The sequence below is a fragment of the Streptomyces sp. 4N509B genome (genome assembly GCF_052245655.1).
Lineage (GTDB): Bacteria > Actinomycetota > Actinomycetes > Streptomycetales > Streptomycetaceae > Streptomyces.
Window position 1 is genome coordinate 244,875 of the sequence record NZ_JBQQBZ010000002.1, and the last position, 23,143, is coordinate 268,017.

The following is a 23,143-nucleotide window of genomic DNA, read 5'->3' on the forward strand; positions in this document are numbered from 1 at the left end:
CGCAGGGCGTCGCGAGTCCGCCAGGGACTGCGGGACAGCCTTCAGCGCCCGCCCGCCCGGACCAGGCCCGTCTCGTAGGCGAGGACCACGGCCTGGACCCGGTCGCGCAGCTGGAGCTTGGCGAGGATGCGGCCGACGTGGGTCTTCACCGTCGCCTCGGAGACGAAGAGCCGCGCCGCGATCTCCCCGTTCGACAGGCCGTGCGCGATCAGCACCAGCACCTCCCGCTCCCGGTCGGTGAGCTGCCCGAGGCCCGGGTGGGTCTCGGGCGGGGCCGTCGGGAGCATCGTGACGAAGCGGTCGAGGAGGCGGCGGGTGGTGGAGGGGGCGACGACCGCCTCGCCGCTGTGCACGGCGCGGATCGCGGAGAGCAGCTCGTCGGGCGGCACGTCCTTCAGCATGAAGCCGGCGGCGCCCGCCTTCAGGCCGGAGAAGGCGTACTCGTCGAGGTCGAAGGTGGTGAGGATCAGCACCTTCGGGTCGCCGGGGCCGCCCTCGCCCCCCTGGCAGATCCGCTGGGTGGCGGCCACGCCGTCCAGCCGGGGCATGCGGACGTCCATCAGCACGACGTCGACGGCGGTGGCCCGCAGCACCTCGATGGCCTCCAGCCCGTCGCCGGCCTCGGCGGCGACCTCCATGTCGGGCTGGGCGGCCAGCACCATGCGGAAGCCGGTGCGCAGCAGCGCCTGGTCGTCGACGAGCATCACGCGGATCGGCTGGTCTGGCATGGCGGGCTCCCCCTGGTGGGTCGACTCCTACGGACGGTACTCACTGCGGCGCCCGCCCCGGCGCCGCCGCCAGCGGCCTCAGCCGCCCGACTCGCCGCCGGGCAGCGGCAGCGTCGCGGCGATGCGGAAGCCCCCGCCCGGGCGCGGCCCGGCGACGAGCACGCCGCCGACCATGCCGACCCGCTCCCGCATGCCGATCAGCCCGTGCCCCCGCCCGTCCGCGCCGCGCCGCTCGTACAGCTCGCACCGCGCGCCGCGCCCGTCGTCCTCGACCAGCACGACGAGGTCCGCCTCGCCGTAGGAGAGCCGGACGGTGGCCATGGCCCGCTCCCCGCCGTGCTTGCGGGTGTTGGTCAGGGCCTCCTGGACGATGCGGTACGCGGTCAGCTCGACGCCGCGCGGCAGGGGGCGGGGCGTGCCCTCGACGCGGAAGTCCACCGGCAGTCCCGTCTCGCGGACCTGGTCGACGAGGTCGGCCAGCTCCTCCACGCCGGGCTGCGGCACGTAGTCCAGGCCGGTGGTGCCGCCCTCCTCGCCGCGCAGCACCCCGAGCAGCCGGCGCATCTCGGTCAGCGCCTGCCGTCCCGTGCCGGAGATGGTCTTCAGCGCGCTGCGGGTCTGCTCGGGCGAGCTGTCGAGGACGTACGCGGCGCCGTCGGCCTGCACCACCATGGCCGAGACGTTGTGCGCGACGACGTCGTGCAGCTCGCGGGCTATCCGGGCGCGCTCGGCGACGACGGCCATGCGGGCCTCCCGCTCCCGCTCGCGCTCCAGGCGGTTGGCGCGCTCCTCCAGCTCCGCGTAGTACGCGCGGCGGGTGCGGATGCTGTCGCCGAGGACCCAGGCCAGGCAGAACGCGACGGTGAGGAAGACCGCCGAGAGGATGGTGGAGACGACGTCCTGCTCGTCCGACTCCGCCGGCCAGCGGAAGGTGGCGACGGCGGGCGCCGTCAGGCAGCCGACGAGCGCCACCCGCGAGGGGAGGCGGGGGGTGCGGGTGGCGACGGTGTAGACGAGGACGAGGAACGCGAAGTTCGCCGGCATCGGCGGGATGTCGGCGAGGAGCTGCGTCACGCCCGTGACGAACGCGAGCCCCATCATCCACTCGGGGTGGCGGCGGCGCAGCAGCACCACGACGGACAGCGCGGCCGCGACGACCGTGGCGGGGCCGCGCGGGCCCTCGTAGGCGCCCTCGCCGGGCATCGTGATCACGAAGAGCGTGATGACCAGCAGCACGAGCGCCCAGGCGCCGTCCACCCACGTGGGGTGGCGGCGCAGGAAGTCGTACAGGCGAGTCATGTCACCCAGAGTAGGCAGCCCGTTGGCGTCGGGAGTCAACCGGACGACCGATTGGTGAAGGACTCAACTACTCCTCAAGGTGGAGGGCGGTCGTACGGTGACCCCCGTGAGTGAGGAACGTGACGGGCCGGCGGCGGGGCCGGTGGGGTGGCGGGCGGCGGCCGAGCGGGCGCTGTACGGCCCCGACGGCTTCTTCGTCCGGCACGCGCCCGCGGCCCACTTCCGCACCTCGGTCCACGCCTCGCCGCTCTTCGCACGGGCGGTGACCACGCTGCTGCTGCGGGTCGACGAGGCGCTGGGGCGGCCGGCCGAGCTGGCGTTCGTCGACGTCGGCGCCGGGCGGGGGGAGCTGGCGGCGGGCGTGCTGTCCGCCGTCCCCGAGGAGGTGGCGAGGCGGCTGCGGGTCCACGCGGTGGAGCGGGCCGGGCGGCCCGACGGGCTCGACGGGCGGATCGGGTGGGGCGCGGAGCTGCCCGTCGGTCCGGGTGGCGGGGTGGTGGGGCTGCTCTTCGCCAACGAGTGGCTGGACAACGTGCCGGTCGACGTCGCGGAGGTCGACGACGCCGGCGTCGCGCGGCGGGTGCTGGTCGACCGGGCGGGACGCGAACGCCTGGGGCCGCCGGTGACCGGGCGGGACGCGGCGTGGCTGCGCCGCTGGTGGCCGCTGGCGCCCGAGGCCGGGGGCCACGGGGAGCCGGGGGCGCGGGCGGAGATCGGCTGGCCGCGCGACGAGGCGTGGGCCGGCGCGGTGGGCTGCCTGAGGCACGGCCTGGCCGTGGCCGTGGACTACGGACACACCCGCGGGAGCCGCCCGCCGCTGGGGACGTTGACCGGGTACCGCGACGGGCGCGCCGTCCCGCCCGTGCCGGACGGCGGGCGGGACCTGACGTGCCACGTGGCGCTCGACGCGTGCGCGGCGGCTGGTGCGGGGAGCGCGGCGGGCGAGGCGGGCGCGGGCGACCCGCCCACGCTGCGCACCCAGCGGGAGGCGCTGCACGCGCTCGGGATCGACGGGCGACGGCCACCGGCCGCCGAGGCCGCCCGCGACCCGGCGGGCTACCTGCGGCGGCTGGCCCACGCCGGTGAGGCGGCGGAGCTGACCGACCCCGAGGGCCTCGGCGGCTTCGGCTGGCTGCTCCAGCCCGTCGGGATCCGGCTCCCCGCGCCGTTCCGGCCGTCCTGACGGCCACCGCGGCCGTGCCGTCGCCTCGGTCAGGAGACCCGTCGGTCAGGATACGCGTCGGCTCACTTGTCGACGTCGCCGACGACGAAGAAGAAGGACCCGAGGATCGCCACCATGTCGGCGACCAGCGTGCCGGGCAGCACCTGGCTGAGCGCCTGGATGTTGTTGAACGACGCCGAGCGCAGCTTCAGCCGGTGCGGCGTCTTCTCCCCCTTCGACACGAGGTAGTACCCGTTGATGCCGAGCGGGTTCTCCGTCCAGGCGTACGTGGCGCCCTCGGGCGCCTTCAGCACCTTCGGCAGCCGCTGGTTGACCGGCCCCGGCGGCAGCTGTGCCAGCCGGTCGAGGCAGACGTCGGCCAGGTCCAGCGCGTTCCTCGCCTGCTCCAGCAGCACCTCGAAACGGGCCAGGCAGTCGCCCTCCCGGCGCACCGCCACCCGCAGCGCCGCGCGCAGCTCGGGATCGCCGTACGCCAGGTACGGCTCGTCGCGCCGCAGGTCGAAGTCGACGCCGCTGGCGCGCGCGATCGGCCCCGACACGCCGAAGGCGTGGACGATCGCCGGGTCGAGGACGCCGACGCCCCGCGTGCGGACGCGGAACACCTCGTTGCCCAGCACGAGCTCGTCGAGGCGGCCCATGCCGCCGCGCACCGCCGCCACCGCGCCGCGCGCCCGCTCGGTCCAGCCGGCGGGCAGCTCCTCCTTCAGACCGCCGACGCGGTTGAACATGTAGTGCATCCGGCCGCCGGAGACCTCCTCCATCACCTGCTGGAGGTCCTCCCGCTCGGTGAAGGCGTAGAAGATCGGCGTGATGCCGCCCAGCTCCAGGGGGTAGGAGCCGAGGAACATCAGGTGGTTGAGGACCCGGTTGAGCTCCGCGAGCAGGGTGCGCAGCCACACCGCCCGCTCGGGCACCTCCATGCCGAGCATGCGCTCCACGGCGAGGACGACGCCCAGCTCGTTGGAGAAGGCCGACAGCCAGTCGTGGCGGTTGGCGAGCACGATGATCTGCCGGTAGTCGCGGGCCTCGAAGAGCTTCTCGGCGCCGCGGTGCATGTACCCGACCACGGGCTCGGCGTGCGAGATCCGCTCGCCGTCGAGGGTGAGGCGCAGCCGCAGCACGCCGTGGGTGGAGGGGTGTTGGGGGCCGATGTTCAGCACCATGTCGGTGGTCTCGGCCGCGCCGCCGACGCCCACGACGGTCGTGCTCCTGGTGTCCTCCGCCATGCGCCCCAGTCTGTCACCTCACTCGCACGAGTGACCCCCTCTAAGCTTCACGCCATGGACGACGGGGACTGGCGGCCGGTGCGGCCGGCGTTGCTGCGCATGCGGCGGTTGCTGCTCGTGGTGTGGCTGACGCCGCCGACGCTGGCCGTCGCCGTGGTGCCCGTGCTGCTGGGCGCGCCCGCCTGGGCGCTGCTGGCGCTGCCGTTGCTGGCCACCACGGTCTGGGCCTGGTGGGCCGTGGACCGCAACTGGCGCTCCTGGCGGTACCGGGAGCGCGACGACGACCTGCTGATCAGCCGCGGCGTGCTGTGGCGGCAGCTGACCGTCGTGCCCTACGGGCGGATGCAGCTGGTGGAGGTGACGTCCGGCCCGATGGAGCGACGCTTCGGCCTGGCCAGGCTCCAGCTCCACACCGCCGCCGCGGCCACCGACGCCACGATCCCCGGCCTCGCGCCGGCCGAGGCCGAGCGGCTGCGCGACCGCCTCACCGCTCTGGGCGAGGCCCGCTCCGCGGGGCTGTGACGCGCGATGACACGCGGAGCGACGGACGCCGGCCGGGCGACGGAGGCCGTGACCGGGCCGACGGAGGAGGGGTGAGGGAGGGGTGATGGAAGGGAAGCGGCTCCACCCCGTCACGCCCTGGCGGCGCACCTGGGCACCGCTGGCCGGCCTCTTCGCCGTCGCGGTCAACAACGCCGAGATGCTGAGCGAGTGGGGCGACTCCCTGGGCACCCTGTGGACCATCGTGGTCCTCGTCGGGCTGCTGGCCTCCGCCGCCGCCTACGGGTACCTCTCCTGGCGCGTCACCCGCTACCTCGTCACCGACACCGAGCTGCGCATCCGCACGGGCCTGCTCTTCCGCCGCACCGCGCACCTGCGGCTGGACCGCATCCAGGCCATCGACGTCACCCGCCCGCTGCTGGCCCGCGCGCTCGGCGTGGCGAAGCTGAAGATGGACGTGGTCGGCTCCGGCTCCGCCGACGAGCTGGCGTTCCTCGGCGAGGAGGAGGCGCGCGAGCTGCGCGCCGAGCTGCTGGCGCGGGCCGCCGGCATCGCGCCCGAGGCGGCGCCGACGGCCGGCGAGGCGCCCGCCCGGCAGCTGTACCAGGTCGACGGCGGGCGGCTGGCGTGGGCGTTGGCGCTGCTGGGCGGCACGTGGGGGCCGCTGCTCGGCGCGTCGCTCTTCGTCCCGGTGATCTGGCTGACGACCTCCAGCCCCTTCGCGGCCCTGGCCCCCGGGGTGCCGATGGTGCTGGCGGTGTGGCGCAGCAGCCTGGGCAGCTTCCTCACGCAGTACGGCTGGACCGTCAGCGAGTCGCCCGACGGGCTGCGGCTGGACCACGGCCTGCTCCAGCGGGACCACGCGACCGTGCCGCCCGGCCGCGTGCAGGCGGTGCGGCTGGTGGAGCCGCTGCTGTGGCGGCGGCGCGGCTGGGTCCGCGTCGAGCTGGACGTGGCCGGCACCGGGAACCAGGGCGGCATCCTGCTGCCGGTCGCGCCCCGCCCGCTCGCGACGCAGGTGCTGGGCCGGCTGCTGCCCGAGGTGGACGTCGCGGCGGCCGTGGCGGCGGTGCGGGCCGCGCCGCGCCGCGCCCGGTGGGCGGTGCCGGTGTGGCGGGTGGGGTACGGGCACGGGGTGACCGACGCGGTGTTCGTCGCCCGGGGCGGGCGGCTGCGGCGCGTGCACACGCTGGTGCCACACGCGAAGGTGCAGAGCGTGCGGCTGACGCAGGGGCCGTGGGAGCGGCGGCTTGAGCTGGCCACGATCCACGTGGACCACGGGGCCGACGGCACGGCCACGGCACGGCTGGTCGACGCGGCCTACGCGCGCGAGGAGGTGGCGGCGCAGGCCGAGCGCTCCCGCCTGGGGCGCAGGTCGGCGGCGCCGGAGCGCTGGCTGACGCGGGAGGCCGAACCGCCGGCGACGCGGCCGGACGCGCCCGACGTTCCCGACACGGGCGACACGGGCGACACCGCCGAGGCCCCCGACGCCGCCGGCACGGCTGACGCCCCTGACGGCCCTGACGGCCCTCGCGCTCCCGACGCCCCCGAGGCCCCGGCCGGACCGGCCGACCCGCCCCCCGCGCGTCCCGGGCCGCCGACGCCGCCGACGCCGCCGACGCCTCCGGGCTGACCCGCCCGTCCGCCCAGCCAGTGGGACGGTCGCCGGCCCCGCCGGAGAGGTGGGTAGATTGCCGGGGATCGCCCGGATGCTCGCCGATGGCGTCGGGAATCCGGACAGAACCACCGGAGAAGGGGTGCCACCTTGCCTGCTTCCACGTCAGCGTCCGTGAGTCTCGCCTCCGCCAGGGCCGAGTACGACAAGCTCCTCGCCCTCGGGCTCACGCTCGACCTCACCCGGGGCAAGCCCTCCCCGGAGCAGCTGGACCTCTCCAACGAGCTGCTGACGATCCTCGACCCGGGCGACGTGCGCTCGGCCGACGGCGTCGACTGCCGCAACTACGGCGGGCTCACCGGCCTGCGGGAGCTGCGCGAGACGTTCGGCGAGCTGCTCAACGTGCCCGTCGACCAGCTCCTGGCCTGCGGGAACGCCAGTCTGACCGTGATGCACGACGTGCTGGCGCACTCGATGCTCTCCGGTCCTCCCGGAGCGGAACGCCGCTGGGCCGACGAGCCCGGCGTCCGCTTCCTGTGCCCCGTGCCCGGCTACGACCGGCACTTCTCGCTCTGCGACCGGTTCGGCATCACCATGGTGCCGGTGCCGATGACGGGACAGGGCCCGGACATGGACGTCGTCGAGGAGCTCGTCGCCAACGACCCGCTGGTCAAGGGCATCTGGTGCGTGCCGAAGTACAGCAACCCGACCGGCGAGACCTACAGCGAGGAAACGGTCCGCCGCCTGGCCGCGATGCCCACGGCGGCGCCGGACTTCCGCATCCTGTGGGACGACGCGTACGCGGTGCACCACCTCACGCCCGAGCGGGTCGCGACCCCGGCGGTGCTCGCCGCCTGTGCCGAGGCGGGCAACCCCGACCGCGTCTTCGTCTTCGGCTCCACCTCGAAGATCACCCTGGCCGGCTCCGGCGTGGCGTTCTTCGGCTCCTCCCCGGCGAACGTGGAGTGGTACAGCCGCCTCCTCGCCTTCCAGACCATCGGCCCCGACAAGGTCAACCAGCTGCGCCACGCCCGTTTCCTCCCCGACGCGGAGGCCGTCCTGGCGCACATGGACCGGCAGCGGGAGCTGCTCCAGCCGCGCTTCGCCGCCGTGTACGAGGTGCTGGAGGAGGAGCTGGGGGCGCTCGGGATCGCCGAGTGGACCACGCCGCGCGGCGGGTACTTCATCAGCCTCCACGTGCCCAACGGCTGCGCCGCCGCCGTCGTGAAGCTCGCCCGCGAGGCCGGCATCGCCCTGACCCCGGCCGGCGCCGCCTACCCCGGCGGGAAGGACCCGCTGGACCACCACATCAGGCTGGCGCCGAGCTTCCCGTCGGTCGAGGACCTCAGGCAGGCCATGCGGGGCGTCGCCACGTGCGTGAAGCTCGCCGTCGCCCAACGCGAGGCCGCCGTCGCGTAACGCGCGACGCGCAACGCGTGACCGCCGCGTCGTCGCGCCGCCGCACCGCCGTTGGCGTCGCCGTCGCCGTCGCCCCGGTCAGGGGACGCCGGGACCGAAGTCGCTGTCCGCCTCCGGCTCGCCGTCCTCGTCGTCGTCACGGTCGATGAGGACCGGCGAGCCGTGGTGCGACCACACCTTCCACGTGCCGTCCTCGGTGCGGCGGAAGATGTTCGTCGCCACCACCAGGCCGCCGACCAGCGGTCCCGCGCTCCCGTCCGCCTCGGCGGGGCCACCGCTGAGGATGTTCTCCGTGCAGGTGACCAGCGCCGTGTCGCCCATCACCGACACCTCGACGTCGGTGAGGAAGAACTGGATGTAGTCCGTGCTCGCCATGATCAGGGCGTAGGAGCGCATCACCTCGGCGCGGCCGCTGAGCACCGGCCAGCCGGGGTGGACGACGCTGATGTCGTCCGGGAGCCAGTGCGCGGAGAGGAGGTCGAGGTCGCCGCGTTCCAGCGCGTCGTACAGGGCGGTGTTGGCGGCCTCGACGGCCTCGATGTCGGTCCTGGCCTTGCTCACCGCGCCCCCTCGGCCGGCCGTGCCGGCTTCGTCGTACCGGTGCCGTCCACGGCGCCCGCCGTGTCCGCCGCGCCTGCCGCGCCCGTCGTCTCCGCAGCGTCCGCCGTGCCCGCCGTGGCCACCGCGCCCGCCGTCTCCGCGTCCCGCAGGGCGCGGGCCACGCGGACCGCGTCCGCGCTCGCGCGGACCTCGTGCACCCGCACCGCCCAGGCGCCCGCGCGGGCGGCCAGTGCCGAGACGGCCGCCGTGGCCGCGTCGCGCTCCCGCGCGGGCGGCGGGGCGCCGTCGGGCCCGCCGGCCGGCCCGCTGGCGAGCACCCGCCCCAGGAACCGCTTGCGGGAGGCGGCGATCAGCATCGGGCGGTCCACGCCCGCCAGCAGCCGGTCCATGCCGGCCACCAGCGCGAGGTCGTGCTCGGCCCGCTTGGCGAAGCCGAGGCCCGGGTCGGCGACGATCCGGTCGGCGTCGATGCCGCCGGCCACCGCCTCGTCGACGGCGCGCCGCAGCTCGTCGAGGACCTCGCCGACGACGTCGGGCCCGTAGACCGCCCGGTCGTTCATGTCGACGCTGAAGCCGCGCCAGTGCATCACGACGAACGGCACCTCCGCCTCGGCGACCGTCGGGATCATGCGGGCGTCGGCGCGTCCGCCGCTGACGTCGTTGACCAGCCGCGCGCCCAGGCCCAGCGAGCGCTCGGCGACCGAGGCGCGCATCGTGTCGACGCTGACGACGACGCCCTCGGCCGCGAGCTCCCGCACCACCGGCAGCACCCGGCGCAGCTCCTCCGCCTCGTCCACCCGGGTCGCGCCCGGTCGGGTCGATTCCCCGCCGACGTCGATCAGGTCGGCGCCCTGCGCCACCAGGTCGAGGCCGCGCTTGACGGCTGTCTCGGCGTCGAACCATCGCCCGCCGTCCGAGAAGGAGTCCGGGGTGACGTTGACCACCCCCATGACCGCGCAGCGGCCCCAGGAGGGCAGCCCGGTCACCGGGACGCGGGAGTTGCTCATAGCACCAGGGTAGGGGCTGGGGCCGTGGCGTCGCGGTCCCTTTCCGAGCGGGGACGTGACGTCCGGGTAACGTCGTCCGGCCCGGTGTGCGACGCCCAGACGAAAGTTCGGTGACCGGCGTACGGGAACACCCGAAGGGTAGGCGGCGCTGACAGGGATGGTCGTCGAAGACAGGTATACATCGCGGGTAGATTCGAACGCACGGGCAGAATTCCGGCGGGGATCCAGGCGTCGGGCCTTGGGTTGGGTGGGGTCTCCTCACCGGGTCCGCCAGGAGGAGACACGAGAGTGGCACGAGAGGGAGAGACGGGAGAGGAGTGAGCGTGGTCGACCGCATCACCCTGCGCGGGGTGCGCGCCCGTGGCTTCCACGGCGCGCTCCCGGAGGAACGCGCCCTCGGACAGACCTTCGTCGTCGACGTGGAGCTGCTGGTGGACACCCGTCCGGCCGCCGCCACCGACGACCTCTCCCTGACCGTGCACTACGGCGTCCTGGCCGAGGAGGTCGTGGCCGTGGTGGAGGGTGAGCCCTGCCAGCTGTTGGAGACCCTGGCCCAGCGCGTCGCCGACCGGTGCCTGGCGCACCCCGTGGTGCGCGAGGCCACCGTCACGGTGCACAAGCCGCAGGCACCGATCACCGTGCCGTTCGACGACGTCGCCGTCACCATCACGCGCGGCCGCCCGTCCTCCCCCGAGGTGGACGAGGCAGGACCGCGCACCAGCCATCGGAGCCGCGCATGACCCCCAACCACGCCGTCCCCGACCCGACCGTCCAGCCGGTGCCCGCCTCCGTGGCGGAGATGGTCGACGCCGCCGACACCACGCTGCACGACCCGAAACGGGCGATCATCTCCCTCGGCAGCAACCTCGGCAACCGCCTGGAGATGCTCCAGGGCGCCATCGACGCGCTGGAGGACACCCCGGGGATGCGGGTGAAGGCGGTCTCGGCGGTGTACGAGACGGAGCCCTGGGGCGTGCCGGAAGGCAGCCAGCCCTCGTACTTCAACGCCGTGGTGCTGGTGCGGACGACGCTGCCGCCCAGCTCGCTGCTGGAGCGGGCGCAGGCCATCGAGGAGGCGTTCCAGCGCTCCCGGCGGGAGGAACAGCGGTACGCGCCGCGCACGCTGGACGTCGACATCGTGGCGTACCAGGGCGTGGTCTCCGACGACCCGGCGCTGACGCTGCCCCACCCCCGGGCGCACGAGCGGGCGTTCGTCCTCGTACCGTGGCACGATGTCGAGCCGGGTGCCGAGGTGCCGGGGTACGGCCCCCTGGCCGACCTGCTGCCGGCCCTGGCCGGCCAGGGCGTGACGCGGCGGACCGACCTGCACCTCGCCCTCCCGGACTGACGCGACACGGCACGGGCACGGGCTCAAGGGGGCTAGTACAGCGGTGAACCAACTGCGGATCGGCACACTCGTCGGGCTGTTCGCCGTCTCCGCCGCGCTGGCGTGGGCCGGCGCCGGGCTCTGGGACTCCCTGGGGAACACCCTGCCGGCCGTGCCGCTGCTGGCCCCGGTCATCCTCGGCCTCATCGCGGCGGTGCTGTTGGCCACGGCGCTGTCGCTGCGCTCCCGGCTGCGCGCCCAGCGGGAGCGGCGGCCCGACGCCAGGCCGGTGGACCGGCTGATGGCGGCCCGCGCCGTGGTCTTCGGCCAGGCCAGCGCCCTGGTCTCGGCGGTGGTCGCGGGCCTGTACGGCGGCTTCGGCGTGTACCTGGCGATGAACATGCTGGAGATCTCCAACCGCCGCGACCAGGCGATCTACGCCGGCCTGTCCGTGGTGACGGGCGTCGCGGTGGTGGCCACGGCCCTCTTCCTCGAACGCGTCTGCCGCCTGTCCGACGGCGAGGGCCCGAACGGCGAGGGCGGCGGCAACGGCCCGATGGGCGAGCCGGTGTGACACCGTCACCGGTCGTGCCGACAGGCCGTCGGTCGTCCGTCGTCGAGAGTCAGACTCGACTGATGACCAGTTCGGCTGCCTTGAGCGTGGCCGCATAGGCGCCGAGGTCCTCCGGGTCGGAGGTGCAGATCACGGCCCTGTGGTGCAGGGCACCGATGGTGACCACCATCGCGTCGACGACATCGGGCCGCTTTCTCGCCGGGAGCGAGGCTTTGCCGAGCATCTGCCCGACACGTTTGTAGTCATGGAGGGTGAACCCCGACGCGCAGGGGATGCACTGCACGGTGGCCGCCGGAGCGGAAATGGTGCGGATCGCCGGCTCTGCGCCCCGGGCCTGGACGACGGTGCACTCCTGAAGCAGCCCGCCGAGATCGTGGGCGGTGCGCCGGCCGTCTCGCCAGACCTGAGCCAGCACCGGGCCGATCACGATGGGGCGGTGGCGGGCCCGGGTCGCGGTGGCGTGCACGGCCAGGGCCTTGGGCCTGCGGTCGAGGAGCGCGATGAGCATGCCCGCGTCGTAGACCACGACGTGCTTGGTCACGCTGCGGCCCCGGCGTCCCCTGAGACGTACGGTTCGTCGTCGAGAACAAGCGAGCGCAACATGTCGAGTTCCTGTTCCTCGTCCCTGCTCAGACGGCCCGGAACCTGGTCGTCGTCAGGTGAGGGGGAGGCCAGCGGGTCTTCGGCGGCGGCGATCTCGGCGTCGATCTCGGAGAACGTCTCCTTGACCCGGTCGTCCGCCGTCACGCGCTCCAGGGCCGACGCGACCATGTATGCGGAGACGTCCAGCCCCGAAGCCTCGGCGTGCTTCCTGATCAGCTCGTGGATCTCCGCTGAGGTGCTGATACTGAAACGCTTCGTAGCCACCTCAGGAGCGTAACACGTCGTGTTACCACTCGGGAGCACGTGCCGGGACCGTGAGGTTCCCCCACACGAGTGCGAGCGGACGGCGAGCCGAGCGAACGTCGAGGCACTTCGCCTCCGTGCTCGCCGAGCTGCGTAGCCGCCGAGCTCGTCACCTCCGAGGTGGTGACAACGCCCACCGCTACAGCGCGGGCCCCATCGACGTGCGGCTGCGCTGGTCGGCCGCCGACGCCGCGCTCCGGATCTCCGTGCGGGACGTCGAGCCCGTGCTGCCACGGCCGCGCGACCCGGGCCTGGCGGCGGGGGGCGGGCGCGGGCCCGGCGTCGTCGAGGCGGTGGCACGGCGGTGGGGGGCGTACGCGACGGGGGAGGCGTCGTCGGGCCGGCCCGGGAAGGTCGTCTGGGCCGAGCTGGGGTGACCTTCCCGGCGGCCCCTGCGACCTCCCGCGCTCACCCGCATGGCGGAGCACCCCGGGCAGGGCCCGGGCGTACGGCCCACGCTGAGGGGCATGGCCGCTACCGAGACCGCTTCCGAGCAGGACGACGCGTTCCCCGAGACGACGGAGGCCGACGTCGTGGTCGTCGGCCTGGGGCCCGGCGGCGAGCACGTCGTCGGGCGGCTGGCCGGGGCGGGGGTCGACGTCGTCGGCGTCGAGGCCGAGCTGGTCGGCGGCGAGTGCCCGTACTGGGCGTGCGTCCCGAGCAAGATGATGCTGCGGGGCGCGGGCCTGCTGGCCGAGGCGCGCCGCGTCCCCGGCATGGCGGGGCAGGCGAGCGTGACGCCCGACTTCTCCCCCGTGGCGGCCAGGATCCACGGCGAGGCCACCGACGAGTGGAACGACCAGGCCGCCGCCGACCGCCTCACCGACGCGGGCGCCCGCCTGGTGCGCGGCCGGGGCGCCCTCGCCGGCCCCGGGACCGTCGAGGTCCACGGCGGCGACGGCCGGCCCGTGGCACGCGTCCACGCCCGGCGCGGCGTCGTGCTGGCCACCGGCTCCCGCCCCCACCCGCCGCCGTTGAAGGGGCTGACGGAGGTCCCGTACTGGACGAACCGGCAGGCCGTCGCCGCCACCGAGGCCCCCGAGTCCCTGCTCGTGCTCGGCGCGGGCGCGGTCGGCGTCGAACTCGCGCAGGCGTTCGCCCGCTTCGGCACCCGCGTCACCGTCGTGGAGGCCGGGGAGCGGATCCTCTCGGCGGAGGAGCCGGAGGCCAGTGCGGTGCTTGCCGAGGCGCTGTCGGCCGACGGCGTCACCCTGCGCGTCGGCGCCCGTGCCGAGCGCGTCAGCGCGAACGTCGACGGGTCCGTCACCCTCACCCTCGCGGGCGACGAGGAGCTGACGGCGCGGCACCTGCTGGTCGCCACCGGCCGGCGGCCCGACCTCGCCTCCCTCGGCCTCGACACGGTGCCGGGCCTGGACCCGGGCCCCGACGCGAGGGCGCTGCCGGTGGACGGGCGGATGCGGGCGGCGGCCGAGGGCGTGTGGGCCGTCGGCGACCTGGTGGGGCGCGGCGCGTTCACGCACGTCGCGATGTACCAGGCGGAGATCGCGATCCGCGACATCCTCGGCCTGCCCGGCCCCGAGGCGGACTACCGGGCGCTGTCGCGGGTGACGTTCACCGACCCCGAGATCGGCGCCGTCGGACTGACGGAGGCCCAGGCGAGGGAGATGGGGCTGACCGTGCGCACGGGCGTCGCGCCGTTGGAGAAGTCCTCGCGGGGCTGGATCCACAAGGCGGGCAACGCGGGCTTCGTCAAGCTCGTGGAGCTGCTCCCGGACCCCGGTGCCGGCCCCGAGGGCGGCGGTGGCGGCATCCTCGTCGGCGCCACCTCGGCGGGACCGTGCGGCGGCGAGGTGGTCTACGGCCTGGCCGTCGCCGTCCAGGCGCGGGTGTCCACCGAGCGGATGCGCCACATGATCCACGCGTTCCCCACCTTCCACAGGGCTGTGGAGGACGCGCTGCGGGCGTTGGAGCGGGGGGACGGGGCGTGAGGCGGCCGGCGAGCGGGACGGCGGCGCCGTCGGCACCGCGCTCGGGTGTGGCGTCGCGCTCGGGTGTGGCGGGTGACGCCGCCGCCCGGCCCGCCGTGCTGTCGGTGGGCGAGGCGTTGGCGCACGTCGGCGGCTCGTGCTTCGCCGCCGGGTCGCCGCCGGCCAGGACGGGCGTGGAGCTGGAGTGGCTGGTGCGCGACCGCGAGGACGCCGCCCGCCCGGTCCCGGCCGAACGGCTGGACGCGGCGCTCGCCGCGTTCCGCGTGCAGGACGCCGACGGCGACGGCCGGCTGCCGTTCGGCAGCCGGATCAGCCGCGAGCCCGGCGGCCAGCTGGAGCTCAGCACCCTCCCGGCGCCGTCGCTGGCCGGCTGCGTCGAGGCGGCGGCGGCCGACCTCGCCGTGGTGCGCGCCGCCCTCGACCGCGCCGGCCTCGCCCTGACCGGCGACGGCCTGGACCCGGCCCGCGACCCGACGCGGGTGGTGGACAGCCCGCGCTACCGGGCGATGGAGTCGTACTTCACGGCCTGCGGGTTCCAGCCGTGGGGGCGGATGATGATGTGCGCCACGGCCGCCGTCCACGTCAACCTCGACTGCGGCGACGACGGACCCGGGCCCACGGGCTACCGCCACCGCTGGCTGCTGGCCCACCGCCTCGGCCCCGTCCTGGTGGCGGCCTTCGCGAACTCGCCGCTGTGGCGCGGCAGGCCGACCGGCTGGCGGTCCACACGGCAGGCGCTGTGGGCCCGGATCGACCCGGCCAGGACCGCCCCGCCCCGCCACCGACCCGACGACGTCGGAGTCCGCGTCGGCGACGGAGTCGGCGGCGTCGGCGCGGGCCGGCGGCGTGACCCGTTGGACCCGCGCGACGCCTGGGCGGCGTACGCGCTCGACGCCCCCCTGCTGTGCCTGCCGCCCAGGCACCACGCCCCCGCCGCCACCGTCCTCGCGGACGGCCACGGCTGGGACGCGCCGCGCGGCCTGACGTTCCGCGCCTGGCTCGACGGGGCACCGGTCGGCCGGCCCCCCACCGTCGACGACCTCCGCTACCACCTGGGCACCCTCTTCCCGCCGGTCCGGCCGCGTGGCTGGCTGGAGCTGCGCATGATCGACGCGCAACGCGGCGACGACTGGGTCGTCGCCACCGCCGTGGCCGCCACCCTGCTCGACGACCCCGCCGCCTCCGCCGCCGCCTGGCGGGCCACGGGACCGCTCTGCCCCGACGGCGACACGCCGTCGGCCCGCGTCTGGGCGCGGGCCGCCCGGTCCGGGCCCGCCGACCCGGCGTTGGGGCCCGCGGTGCGCTCCTGCTTCGCGGCGGCGCGCGAGGCCCTCGCGGCGGGCGGCGCCCCGGCCTCGGTCACGCACGCCGTGGCCGCCTTCGCCGAGCGGTACGCCGACCGGGGGCGCTGCCCCGCCGACGACCACCTCGACGCGACGGTCGCGGCGGGCGCGGCGGACACTGCGGCCACGGCACGCGCGGCGGGCGGGGCGGCCACGGCGCCGGGGGACCTCCCGTGGTGACCCGCCCGCCGTCCTCGCCCCCCTCCCCCGCCGCCTCCCCCGCGCCGACCACGCCCGCGGGCGGCCGGGACGGGATCGCGGCGCTCGCGGCGGCCAGGCGGCGAACCCTCGCATTGACGGAGTGCCTGCCCGACGGCGAGCTGACCGCGCAACACTCGCCGCTGATGTCCCCGCTGGTGTGGGACATGGCGCACATCGCCAACCAGGAGGAGATCTGGCTGGTGCGCGCCCTCGGCGCCCGCCCCGCCCTGCGGCCCGACCTCGACCCGCTCTACGACGCCTTCCGTCACCCCCGCGCCCGCCGGCCCGAACTGCCGCTGCTCTCCCCCGACGAGGCGCGGCGCTACCTCGCCGAGGTCCGCCGTCAGACGCTCGCCGTCCTGGCCGAACCGGCCGACCGGGCGGCCCCGGCCACCGACGCCGAGGCCGGCGCCCGGGACGCGCTGCTCGCCGGCGGCTTCGTCCTCGGCATGGTCGCCCAGCACGAGCAGCAGCACGACGAGACGATGCTCGCCACCCACCAGCTGCGCCGTGGCCCGGCCGTCCTCGACGCCCCCGCCCCACGCTGCGACCCGGCCGCGCGGCCCGGCTCCACGCCGGGGCCGTGGGAGGTCCTGGTGCCGGGCGGCCCGTTCACCATGGGCGTCGACGCGGCGGACGAGCCGTGGTCCCTGGACAACGAACGCCCCGCGCACACCGTCGACCTGCCCCCGTTCTGGCTGGACACCGTCCCCGTCACCAACGCCGCCTACCAGGAGTTCCTCGACGACGGCGGCTACGACGAGCCCCGCTGGTGGACCCGGGAGGGCTGGGCCCACCGGCGGCGCGCGGAGCTGACCGCTCCCCTGTTCTGGGAGCGGGAAAGCTCCGGCACCTGGCTGCGCCGCCGCTTCGGCCGCACCGAGCCCGTGCCGCCCGACGAGCCCGTGGTCCACGTGTGCTGGTACGAGGCCGACGCCTACGCCCGGTGGGCCGGGCGGCGCCTGCCCACCGAGGCCGAGTGGGAGAAGGCGGCGCGGTACGACCCGGCCACCGGCCGCTCCGCCCGCCACCCGTGGGGCGACGCCCCGCCCGTTCCCGGCCACCACGCCAACCTCGGGCAACGCCACCTCCAGCCGGCTCCCGCGGGGGCCCACCCCGCCGGCGTCGCGCCCTGCGGCGCATGGCAGCTCCTCGGCGACGTCTGGGAGTGGACCGCGTCGGAGTTCGCGCCCTACCCCGGCTTCGTCGCGTTCCCCTACCGGGAGTACAGCGAGGTGTTCTTCGGCACCGCCCGACGCCCCGGCGCCGGGCCCCACGACGGCTACCGGGTGCTGCGCGGCGGCTCCTTCGCCACCGACCCCGTGGCCTGCCGGGCCACCTTCCGCAACTGGGACCACCCCGTGCGCCGCCAGATCTTCGCCGGCTTCCGCACTGCCCGGTCCGTTGACGCCGACCCGCCCCCGGCACGACGGCGGAGTGGCCCGTGACCAGCCGTCAGGGAGGCCACGCCCGACGCCGGCGCCGCGACGGACGCCGCGACCGACACACCGACGGACGCCGACCTCGCCGCCGACCTCGCCGCCGACCGAGCCACCGCCACCCGACGCCGACCGCCCCACGCCGCCGGAGGCCCCATGTGTCGTCACCTCGCCTACCTCGGCCCCAGCCGCAGCCTCGCCCGCCTGCTGCTGAAGCCGGCGCACGGCCTCCTCTCCCAGGCGTGGGCGCCGCGCCTGATGGAGCCGCTCGCGGGTGGCCGCGCCGTCAACGCCGACGGCTTCGGCATCGGCTGGTACCCGCCCGTCCCCGACACCGACGCCGCCGGCCGGCCCGCCCGCTACCGCCGCGCCGTGCCCGTCTGGACCGACGCCAACCTGCCCGACCTGGCGCGCGCCATCCACACGCCCGCCGTGCTGGCCGCCGTCCGCTGCGCCACGCCGGGCACCGGCCACGAGGAGTCGGCCGCCGCGCCGTTCGCCCGTGGCCGCTGGCTGTTCAGCCACAACGGCTCCGTCGAGGACTGGGCGCGGCTGCCGGGGGACCTCGGGCTGCGGCTCGGCGCGGACACCCTGCTGGGTCTCGCCGCGCGCTCCGACTCCGCCGTGGTGTGGCTCCTGCTCGGCGAGCGGCTGGCGGCCGGCGAGCCGGCGGGCGGCGCGCTGGCCGCCGTGGCGCGGTCCGTGCTCGCCGTCAGGCCGACGGCGCGGCTCACGCTCCTGCTCACCGACGGGCGCTCGGTTGCGGCCGTGCGACACGGGCCGAGCCTGTGGGTCAGGACGGCGCCGGGCGAGGTGCTCGTCGCCTCGGAACCCACCGACGCGCCGCCCGACGCGCCGCCCGAGGAGCTGCCTGACGCACCGCACGACGCGTTCCCCGGCGGGCGCCCCCGCGCACGCGTCCTCGGTGACTGGACGGAGGTGCCCGATCGATCACTGCTCCTGGCCACCCGGGGCACGGCCACCACCGTGCCGCTGCGCGAAAGGACCCCGCCCCATGACCGCCACCGCCCTGTCGACGCCGAGCCGTTTCACGCTTGAGGACCGCCTGCCCCCGGGCCACCTCCGCGCCCGCCTCGCGGCCGACGTCCGGGCGGGCATGGCCGCCCGCCCCAGGACCCTGCCGCCCAAGTGGTTCTACGACCGGCGCGGCAGCGAGCTGTTCGAAGAGATCACGCGGCTGCCCGAGTACTACCTCACGCGTGCCGAACGCCGCCTGCTGTCGGCCCACGCCGGCGCCGTCGCCCGCCTGACGCACGCCAGGACCCTCGTGGAGATCGGCTCGGGGTCCTCGGCCAAGACGCGGCTGCTGCTGGACGCGCTCCTCGCGGTCGGCTCCCTGGAGCGGTACGCGCCGCTCGACGTCAGCGCCGCCGCGCTCACGGAGGCGGGGCGGGCGCTGTGCCGCGACTATCCCCGGCTGCGGGTGACCGCGACCCTCACCGACCTGGAGACGGACCCCGCGCCGCTCACCAGCGCCGACGAGGGGCCAGGCGAGGGCAGCGACGAGGGCCCCCGCCTGGTGGCGTTCCTCGGCAGCACCCTCGGCAACCTCGACGCCGCGCAGCGCGCCGCCTTCCACACCACCCTGCGGGCCGCCCTCACCCCACGCGACGCGCTGCTGGTCGGGGTCGACCTCGTCAAGGACCCCGCCCAACTGCTGCGCGCCTACGACGACGCCGCCGGCGTCACCGCCGCGTTCAACCGCAACGTGCTGGCCGTGATGAACCGCGAACTCGCCGCCGACTTCGACCCGCTCGCCTTCGACCACCGCGCCGTGTGGAACGCGCAGCGGCGACGCGTGGAGATGCGGCTGCGCTCCGCCCGCGCCCAGACCGTCACCTTCGGCCGGCTCGACGGACTGACCGCGCGCTTCGGGCGCGGCGAGGAGCTGCGCACCGAGATATCCGTGAAGTTCCGTCCCACCGGGCTCTCGAGGGAACTCGCGGAGGCCGGTTGGTCGGTCCGTCACTGGTGGACCGACCAGTCCGCCGCCTACGCCCTGCTCCTCGCGACACCCACGGTCAGCACGACGTGACCCCGAAATCCGCCCCGTAGCCGTCGGATTCCTTCCTTACCAGGCGGGACGCCGGTGGCTAGGCTGAGCAGCCATGACGGACGCGACCTCCGGTGACGCCACCGGTTCCGCCGCCCGGCCACCGCATGCCGAGCCAGTCGAGCCAGTCGAGCGAGTCGAGCCTGCCGAATCCGCCGAGACCGCAGGGCTCTCCGAGTCAACGGGCGCCCAGCCACCCGACCTGAAGGCCGGCTCCCATCCGAGCCGCATCAACCAGGAGCGTCTGCTCGCCGACCCCGACGACGCGGAGGCGTGGGAGGGACTGCACGCCACCTACGCCGACCAGGCCACCATCTGGCGCGACTGGACGGACACCCAGTACGGGTACGCGCTGCCCGTGCGTCAGGGCCTGCGGCACGTCAGGCCCGTCGACTGGGCGGTCGAGATCTGCTGCGGCACGGGCGAGGCCACCGGGCACCTCGCCGCGACGGTGCCGAACGTCGTCGCCTGCGACCTGAACCTCGGCATGCTGGTCCGTCACGCCGACATCCCGGGCGTGCGCTGGCTGGCGGCGGACGTCCGCCAACTGCCGCTGGGAACTGGGAGCGTACCCCTGCTCGTCTCGTTGAACGGAGTGTTCAACCCCACCGAGATCGCGCGGGTGACGAGGCCGGGGGGACAGGTGCTGTGGTGCACCTCCTTCCGTTCGGGGACGCCGCTGTACGTGCACCCCGACCGCATGCACCGTCTGCTCGGAGAGGCGTGGACGGCCAAGGGGGAGGCCGCCGGCCACGGCGAGTGGACCCTGTTCACCGCGCCCTCGCCGTGAGCCCCGTGGGCTGACCGCCACGTGGCCCGGGCGAGGTGAGCGACGATCAGTCGCGCGATCCGGTGACCAGCGACCACGTGGAGGACCTCGTGCAGGCAGTGCTACTGGCGCCGTTTCTCATGCGTTTCCGGCTCGGCGCCCGCACCTTCGGCGGCGAGGTCGGCACCAGGCTGCACGAGGCGGTGCGCCGCGCCGTGCCGGAGTTCGTCGTCCAGGACTCCGAGCCGGACTCGCCGCTCCTGTTCGACTACCACGTCTCCACGGGGGGTTCGCGCCTCAGCGGCAAGAAGACCGTCGGCACCGTGGAGATACCCGACGCCGGGCGGTGGTTCGTCCGCTTCGACCCCACCGGCATATGCCACATGATGCACGACGTCGACGTCGCCGACCGCGACACGCTCCACAGCACGGAGCGCGAGATGGTCTACGTGCTCAACCCCCACGTGAAGCGGTGGGTTGACGCCATATCGGAGGAACTGCTCGACACTGGCCTGGTCGTGGAGGCCGAGGAGGACGCCATGGACCCGGGGATGCTGCTGTGGTGGCACCGCGTCCTGGTCGACCCGCCGCGCGACGAGGAACCGGCGGCCACGAGAACCTACGGCGTCGAGAAGAAGATCCACGACAACGCGTTGCTGCGCTTCGGCGACGGCTTCACCACCCTCGTCGACCTCCCCACCCACCGCCTCGGCGACGTGATGATCGGCGAGATCGCGGCCAGCATGGAGTGGATCGCCGTGGACGAGGCCAACCGGCTGCTCTCCGCCCGGCTCCGCGTGCTGGACGAGGCCCGGTGGAACCGCGTCGAGGACCTCGACAAGGAGCTGAAGGAGTCGCTCCAGCTCAGCAAGAACCTCGCGCTGCGCGAGATGGTGCGCCTGGAGGAGAGCCGCTACGTCGTCAACGCCAGCGGGGTCGTGGTGGCCGCGGCCGAGGAGCGGTACAACATGGACCGGGAGCGGGCGTCCGTCGAAACCCAGCTCCAGACGCTGCGCGACAGCCTCGACTTCCACCGCACGATCCTCCAGACCCGCCGCGACGAGCGGCGCAACCAGCTGCTGAGCGTCGTCACGATCGCCGCGCTCTTCCAGGCCGTGCTGGTCTGGTACGACTTCGTCCACGAGGGGGACAACACCCTCGGACCCGCGCTGCGGCTGACGGTCGCCGGCTCAACGGCCGTGCTGCTCGCGGTCTTCGCCGCCTCCGCGCTGCTCCGCGGACGCCAACAGGACTGATCCGGCCGTATGGATCTATAACCGCACGGGAACAGTCCTCTGGCACTCTCCCGCGCGGCCGGGCGGCCACGGTAAGTTTCAGCCATGGCACGTGGACGGCATCGTCACTCTGCGCTGCACCGGGTCTGGATTCCCGTGGCCCTGGGCGGTGCGGCCCTGGCCTGCGCGGGTACGGCCTGGCTGGTCGGTGGCCCCGGCGGCGGGGACGTCGACGCCCTGCGCGAGGCGGAGATCCAGCTGCTGCGCGTGCTGCCCGCCGGGGCGGCCGTGGCCGCCGTGGTGGGGGCGGTGCTGCTGCGGCGCTGGGACATCGCGGCCGGTCGGCTCGTCGCCCGGGAGCGGGCCACGAAGGCGAGCCTGACGGCGCGGGTCGAGCAGCGGCAGGCGGAGCTTGAGGAGGCCAGGGAGCGGGTCACCGCCCTGGAGGAGAAGGTCCAGGCGAAGCGGGGCGAGCTGGCGCGGCTGCGCACGGAGCACGCCGCGCTGCTGCGGCGGTACGCCACGGCGGAGACCGAGCGGGCCAACGCGCTGGAGGGCCGGCGGCTGCTGGCGCTGGAGGCCGCCGAGCCGGCGAAGGCGCTGCCCGCCCAGGCCGCGGACCACCGCACCTCGGGTGGCGCGCCGACCGCGTTGACGTACCTCCAGGCGTACGAGGCCCTCGGCCGGCTGTCCCGGAGCGTGGCCCGCCAGCGGGAGGCGGCCGAGGAGGCCGCGCGGGCGGAGCGGGCCGAGCGGGAGCGGCTGTCGCCGGCGTCGGGCGCGGCCCCGGCCCCCACGCCCCAGGGCCCCGGGTACGGCGAGGCGCCCGGGTACGGCGGGCCGCCGGTCATCCCGCCGCCCCGGCGCGACGGCGGCTTCGACTTCTTCCACCGCGACGCCCGGAGCGAGAACGCCCCGGCCGAGAACGCGCGGGGGCGGTCCGCTCCCTGAGGGTCGTGCTCGCTCGGCGGGAATCCAGCGAGGGTTCGGCGAGCTCGACGAGGGCTCGACAAGGGCTCGGCGAGAGCTCAGTGCACGCTCAGCGGGCGGCCATGATGAGGCTCATCGCCTCGGCCCGGGTGGCGGCGTCGCGGAGCTGGCCGCGCACGGCCGAGGTGGTGGTCTTCGCGCCGGGCTTCCGCACGCCGCGCATGGTCATGCACATGTGCTCGCACTCGATGACGACGATGACGCCGCGCGGCTCCAGCACCCGCATCAGCGAGTCGGCGATCTGGGTGGTCATCCGCTCCTGGACCTGCGGCCGGCGGGCGTAGACGTCCACGAGCCTGGCCAGCTTCGACAGGCCGGTGATCTTGCCGCTGGCGGACGGTATGTACCCGATGTGGGCGTACCCCACGAACGGGGTCAGGTGGTGCTCGCAGGTGCTGAGCACCTCGATGTCCTTGACCAGCACCATCTCGTCGTGGCCGAGGTCGAAGGTGGTGGTCAGGACGTCCTCCGGCCGCTGCCAGAGGCCGGCGAAGATCTCCCGGTACGCGCGCGCCACCCGGGCGGGGGTGTCGCGCAGCCCCTCGCGGTCCGGGTCCTCGCCCACGGCGATCAGCAGTTCACGGACGGCGTCCTGCGCGCGCTTCTCGTCAAACGTGCGGCCAGGCTCCCCGGCGACGTCCCCGGCAACAGGCCCCTGCGTCATACGTTCCTCGTTCCCTCTTGCTTTCGCACACGTGTGCGCGTGCCCACCGTAGAACGTGAAGAGCGCAGGGGCCATTCCGCTGCCGTGCCAGGTTCTGAGCGCGAACGACCGTCGGCGGCGTGACCGCGCCGGC

The 23,143-nt window shown here is 75.2% G+C and carries 24 protein-coding genes; 16 read left to right on the plus strand and 8 right to left on the minus strand.

The window, feature by feature from the left end; translation table 11 throughout:
• Positions 1-41: 41 nt before the first annotated feature.
• Both ACTWP5_RS03230 and ACTWP5_RS03235 read right to left on the minus strand, forming a co-directional pair.
• A complete protein-coding gene (locus tag ACTWP5_RS03230) occupies positions 42-728 on the minus strand; it encodes a response regulator (protein WP_443219137.1) in 687 nt (228 codons plus the stop codon).
• Positions 729-806: 78 nt separating this feature from the next.
• Entirely contained in the window at positions 807-2,027 is a 1,221-nt protein-coding gene (locus ACTWP5_RS03235) for a sensor histidine kinase (protein WP_443219138.1), read from the minus strand.
• A gap of 106 nt (positions 2,028-2,133) precedes the next feature.
• On the opposite strand from ACTWP5_RS03235, the gene ACTWP5_RS03240 reads away from it, so the two are divergent.
• Positions 2,134-3,210 carry an SAM-dependent methyltransferase gene (locus tag ACTWP5_RS03240; protein ID WP_443219139.1) on the plus strand — a complete coding sequence of 359 codons (1,077 nt, stop codon included), beginning with the start codon at positions 2,134-2,136 and terminating at the stop codon, positions 3,208-3,210.
• 62 nt (positions 3,211-3,272) lie between these two features.
• Here ACTWP5_RS03240 and ACTWP5_RS03245 read toward each other — a convergent pair whose 3' ends face one another.
• Positions 3,273-4,436 (minus strand): NADH-quinone oxidoreductase subunit D, encoded by a 1,164-nt coding sequence (locus ACTWP5_RS03245; RefSeq protein ID WP_443219140.1) that lies wholly within the window; start codon positions 4,434-4,436, stop codon positions 3,273-3,275.
• Positions 4,437-4,490: 54 nt separating this feature from the next.
• Between ACTWP5_RS03245 and ACTWP5_RS03250 the strand changes: the two genes are divergently transcribed.
• The 3 genes from ACTWP5_RS03250 (at position 4,491) to ACTWP5_RS03260 (ending at position 7,971) form a co-directional block, all read left to right on the plus strand.
• Entirely contained in the window at positions 4,491-4,958 is a 468-nt protein-coding gene (locus tag ACTWP5_RS03250; RefSeq protein ID WP_443219141.1) for a PH domain-containing protein, read from the plus strand.
• An 85-nt stretch (positions 4,959-5,043) separates the two neighbouring features.
• Positions 5,044-6,570, plus strand: coding sequence for a PH domain-containing protein (locus ACTWP5_RS03255; protein ID WP_443219142.1), 1,527 nt, complete (start codon positions 5,044-5,046; stop codon positions 6,568-6,570).
• A gap of 156 nt (positions 6,571-6,726) precedes the next feature.
• Positions 6,727-7,971, plus strand: a complete 1,245-nt coding sequence (locus ACTWP5_RS03260; RefSeq protein WP_443219143.1) for an aminotransferase class I/II-fold pyridoxal phosphate-dependent enzyme — start codon at positions 6,727-6,729, stop codon at positions 7,969-7,971.
• A 78-nt stretch (positions 7,972-8,049) separates the two neighbouring features.
• On the opposite strand, the gene ACTWP5_RS03265 is transcribed toward ACTWP5_RS03260, so the two are convergent.
• Positions 8,050-8,532 (minus strand): nuclear transport factor 2 family protein, encoded by a 483-nt coding sequence (locus ACTWP5_RS03265; RefSeq protein ID WP_443219144.1) that lies wholly within the window; start codon positions 8,530-8,532, stop codon positions 8,050-8,052.
• A complete protein-coding gene (folP, locus tag ACTWP5_RS03270; RefSeq protein WP_443219145.1) occupies positions 8,529-9,539 on the minus strand; it encodes a dihydropteroate synthase in 1,011 nt (336 codons plus the stop codon). Before folP ends, ACTWP5_RS03265 begins: the two co-directional genes overlap by 4 nt.
• A gap of 323 nt (positions 9,540-9,862) precedes the next feature.
• Between folP and folB the strand changes: the two genes are divergently transcribed.
• The 3 genes from folB to ACTWP5_RS03285 are packed head-to-tail and all read left to right on the plus strand — an operon-like array spanning position 9,863 to position 11,440.
• The gene (folB, locus tag ACTWP5_RS03275; RefSeq protein ID WP_443219146.1) at positions 9,863-10,279 is read left to right on the plus strand and encodes a dihydroneopterin aldolase; all 417 of its coding nucleotides are present in this window, start codon (positions 9,863-9,865) and stop codon (positions 10,277-10,279) included.
• On the plus strand, positions 10,276-10,887 hold the full coding sequence (gene folK / locus ACTWP5_RS03280; protein ID WP_443219147.1) for a 2-amino-4-hydroxy-6-hydroxymethyldihydropteridine diphosphokinase: 612 nt from the start codon (positions 10,276-10,278) through the stop codon (positions 10,885-10,887). Before folB ends, folK begins: the two co-directional genes overlap by 4 nt.
• A 43-nt stretch (positions 10,888-10,930) precedes the next feature.
• The gene (locus ACTWP5_RS03285; RefSeq protein ID WP_443219148.1) at positions 10,931-11,440 is read left to right on the plus strand and encodes a DUF3180 domain-containing protein; all 510 of its coding nucleotides are present in this window, start codon (positions 10,931-10,933) and stop codon (positions 11,438-11,440) included.
• A 49-nt stretch (positions 11,441-11,489) separates the two neighbouring features.
• On the opposite strand, the gene ACTWP5_RS03290 is transcribed toward ACTWP5_RS03285, so the two are convergent.
• Both ACTWP5_RS03290 and ACTWP5_RS03295 read right to left on the minus strand, forming a co-directional pair.
• The gene (locus ACTWP5_RS03290; protein WP_443219149.1) at positions 11,490-11,981 is read right to left on the minus strand and encodes a hypothetical protein; all 492 of its coding nucleotides are present in this window, start codon (positions 11,979-11,981) and stop codon (positions 11,490-11,492) included.
• A complete protein-coding gene (locus ACTWP5_RS03295) occupies positions 11,978-12,307 on the minus strand; it encodes a plasmid mobilization protein (protein ID WP_443219150.1) in 330 nt (109 codons plus the stop codon). The genes ACTWP5_RS03290 and ACTWP5_RS03295 overlap by 4 nt, the downstream gene beginning before the upstream one ends.
• 116 nt (positions 12,308-12,423) lie before the next feature.
• Between ACTWP5_RS03295 and ACTWP5_RS03300 the strand changes: the two genes are divergently transcribed.
• From ACTWP5_RS03300 to ACTWP5_RS03340, 9 genes are all read left to right on the plus strand, one after another.
• Positions 12,424-12,723, plus strand: a complete 300-nt coding sequence (locus ACTWP5_RS03300; protein WP_443219151.1) for an ATP-binding protein — start codon at positions 12,424-12,426, stop codon at positions 12,721-12,723.
• 90 nt (positions 12,724-12,813) lie between these two features.
• Positions 12,814-14,295 (plus strand): dihydrolipoyl dehydrogenase family protein, encoded by a 1,482-nt coding sequence (locus tag ACTWP5_RS03305; RefSeq protein ID WP_443219152.1) that lies wholly within the window; start codon positions 12,814-12,816, stop codon positions 14,293-14,295.
• 65 nt (positions 14,296-14,360) lie between these two features.
• A complete protein-coding gene (gene egtA, locus ACTWP5_RS03310; RefSeq protein ID WP_443219153.1) occupies positions 14,361-15,818 on the plus strand; it encodes an ergothioneine biosynthesis glutamate--cysteine ligase EgtA in 1,458 nt (485 codons plus the stop codon).
• Positions 15,815-17,287: an ergothioneine biosynthesis protein EgtB gene (egtB, locus tag ACTWP5_RS03315; RefSeq protein ID WP_443219154.1), complete on the plus strand. Its 1,473-nt coding sequence runs from the start codon at positions 15,815-15,817 to the stop codon at positions 17,285-17,287. Before egtA ends, egtB begins: the two co-directional genes overlap by 4 nt.
• Before the next feature lie 147 nt (positions 17,288-17,434).
• Positions 17,435-18,337 carry a class II glutamine amidotransferase gene (locus ACTWP5_RS03320; protein WP_443219155.1) on the plus strand — a complete coding sequence of 301 codons (903 nt, stop codon included), beginning with the start codon at positions 17,435-17,437 and terminating at the stop codon, positions 18,335-18,337.
• The gene (egtD, locus tag ACTWP5_RS03325) at positions 18,294-19,334 is read left to right on the plus strand and encodes an L-histidine N(alpha)-methyltransferase (RefSeq protein WP_443219156.1); all 1,041 of its coding nucleotides are present in this window, start codon (positions 18,294-18,296) and stop codon (positions 19,332-19,334) included. Before ACTWP5_RS03320 ends, egtD begins: the two co-directional genes overlap by 44 nt.
• Positions 19,335-19,407: 73 nt before the next feature.
• Complete coding sequence (locus tag ACTWP5_RS03330) at positions 19,408-20,142, plus strand: class I SAM-dependent methyltransferase (RefSeq protein WP_443219157.1); 735 nt, start codon at positions 19,408-19,410, stop codon at positions 20,140-20,142.
• A gap of 35 nt (positions 20,143-20,177) precedes the next feature.
• Positions 20,178-21,377, plus strand: a complete 1,200-nt coding sequence (locus ACTWP5_RS03335; protein WP_443219158.1) for a hypothetical protein — start codon at positions 20,178-20,180, stop codon at positions 21,375-21,377.
• Positions 21,378-21,461: 84 nt separating this feature from the next.
• Complete coding sequence (locus tag ACTWP5_RS03340; protein ID WP_443219159.1) at positions 21,462-22,307, plus strand: coiled-coil domain-containing protein; 846 nt, start codon at positions 21,462-21,464, stop codon at positions 22,305-22,307.
• A gap of 88 nt (positions 22,308-22,395) precedes the next feature.
• Here ACTWP5_RS03340 and folE read toward each other — a convergent pair whose 3' ends face one another.
• A complete protein-coding gene (gene folE, locus ACTWP5_RS03345; RefSeq protein WP_443219160.1) occupies positions 22,396-23,010 on the minus strand; it encodes a GTP cyclohydrolase I FolE in 615 nt (204 codons plus the stop codon).
• Between the last annotated feature and the right edge of the window lie 133 nt (positions 23,011-23,143).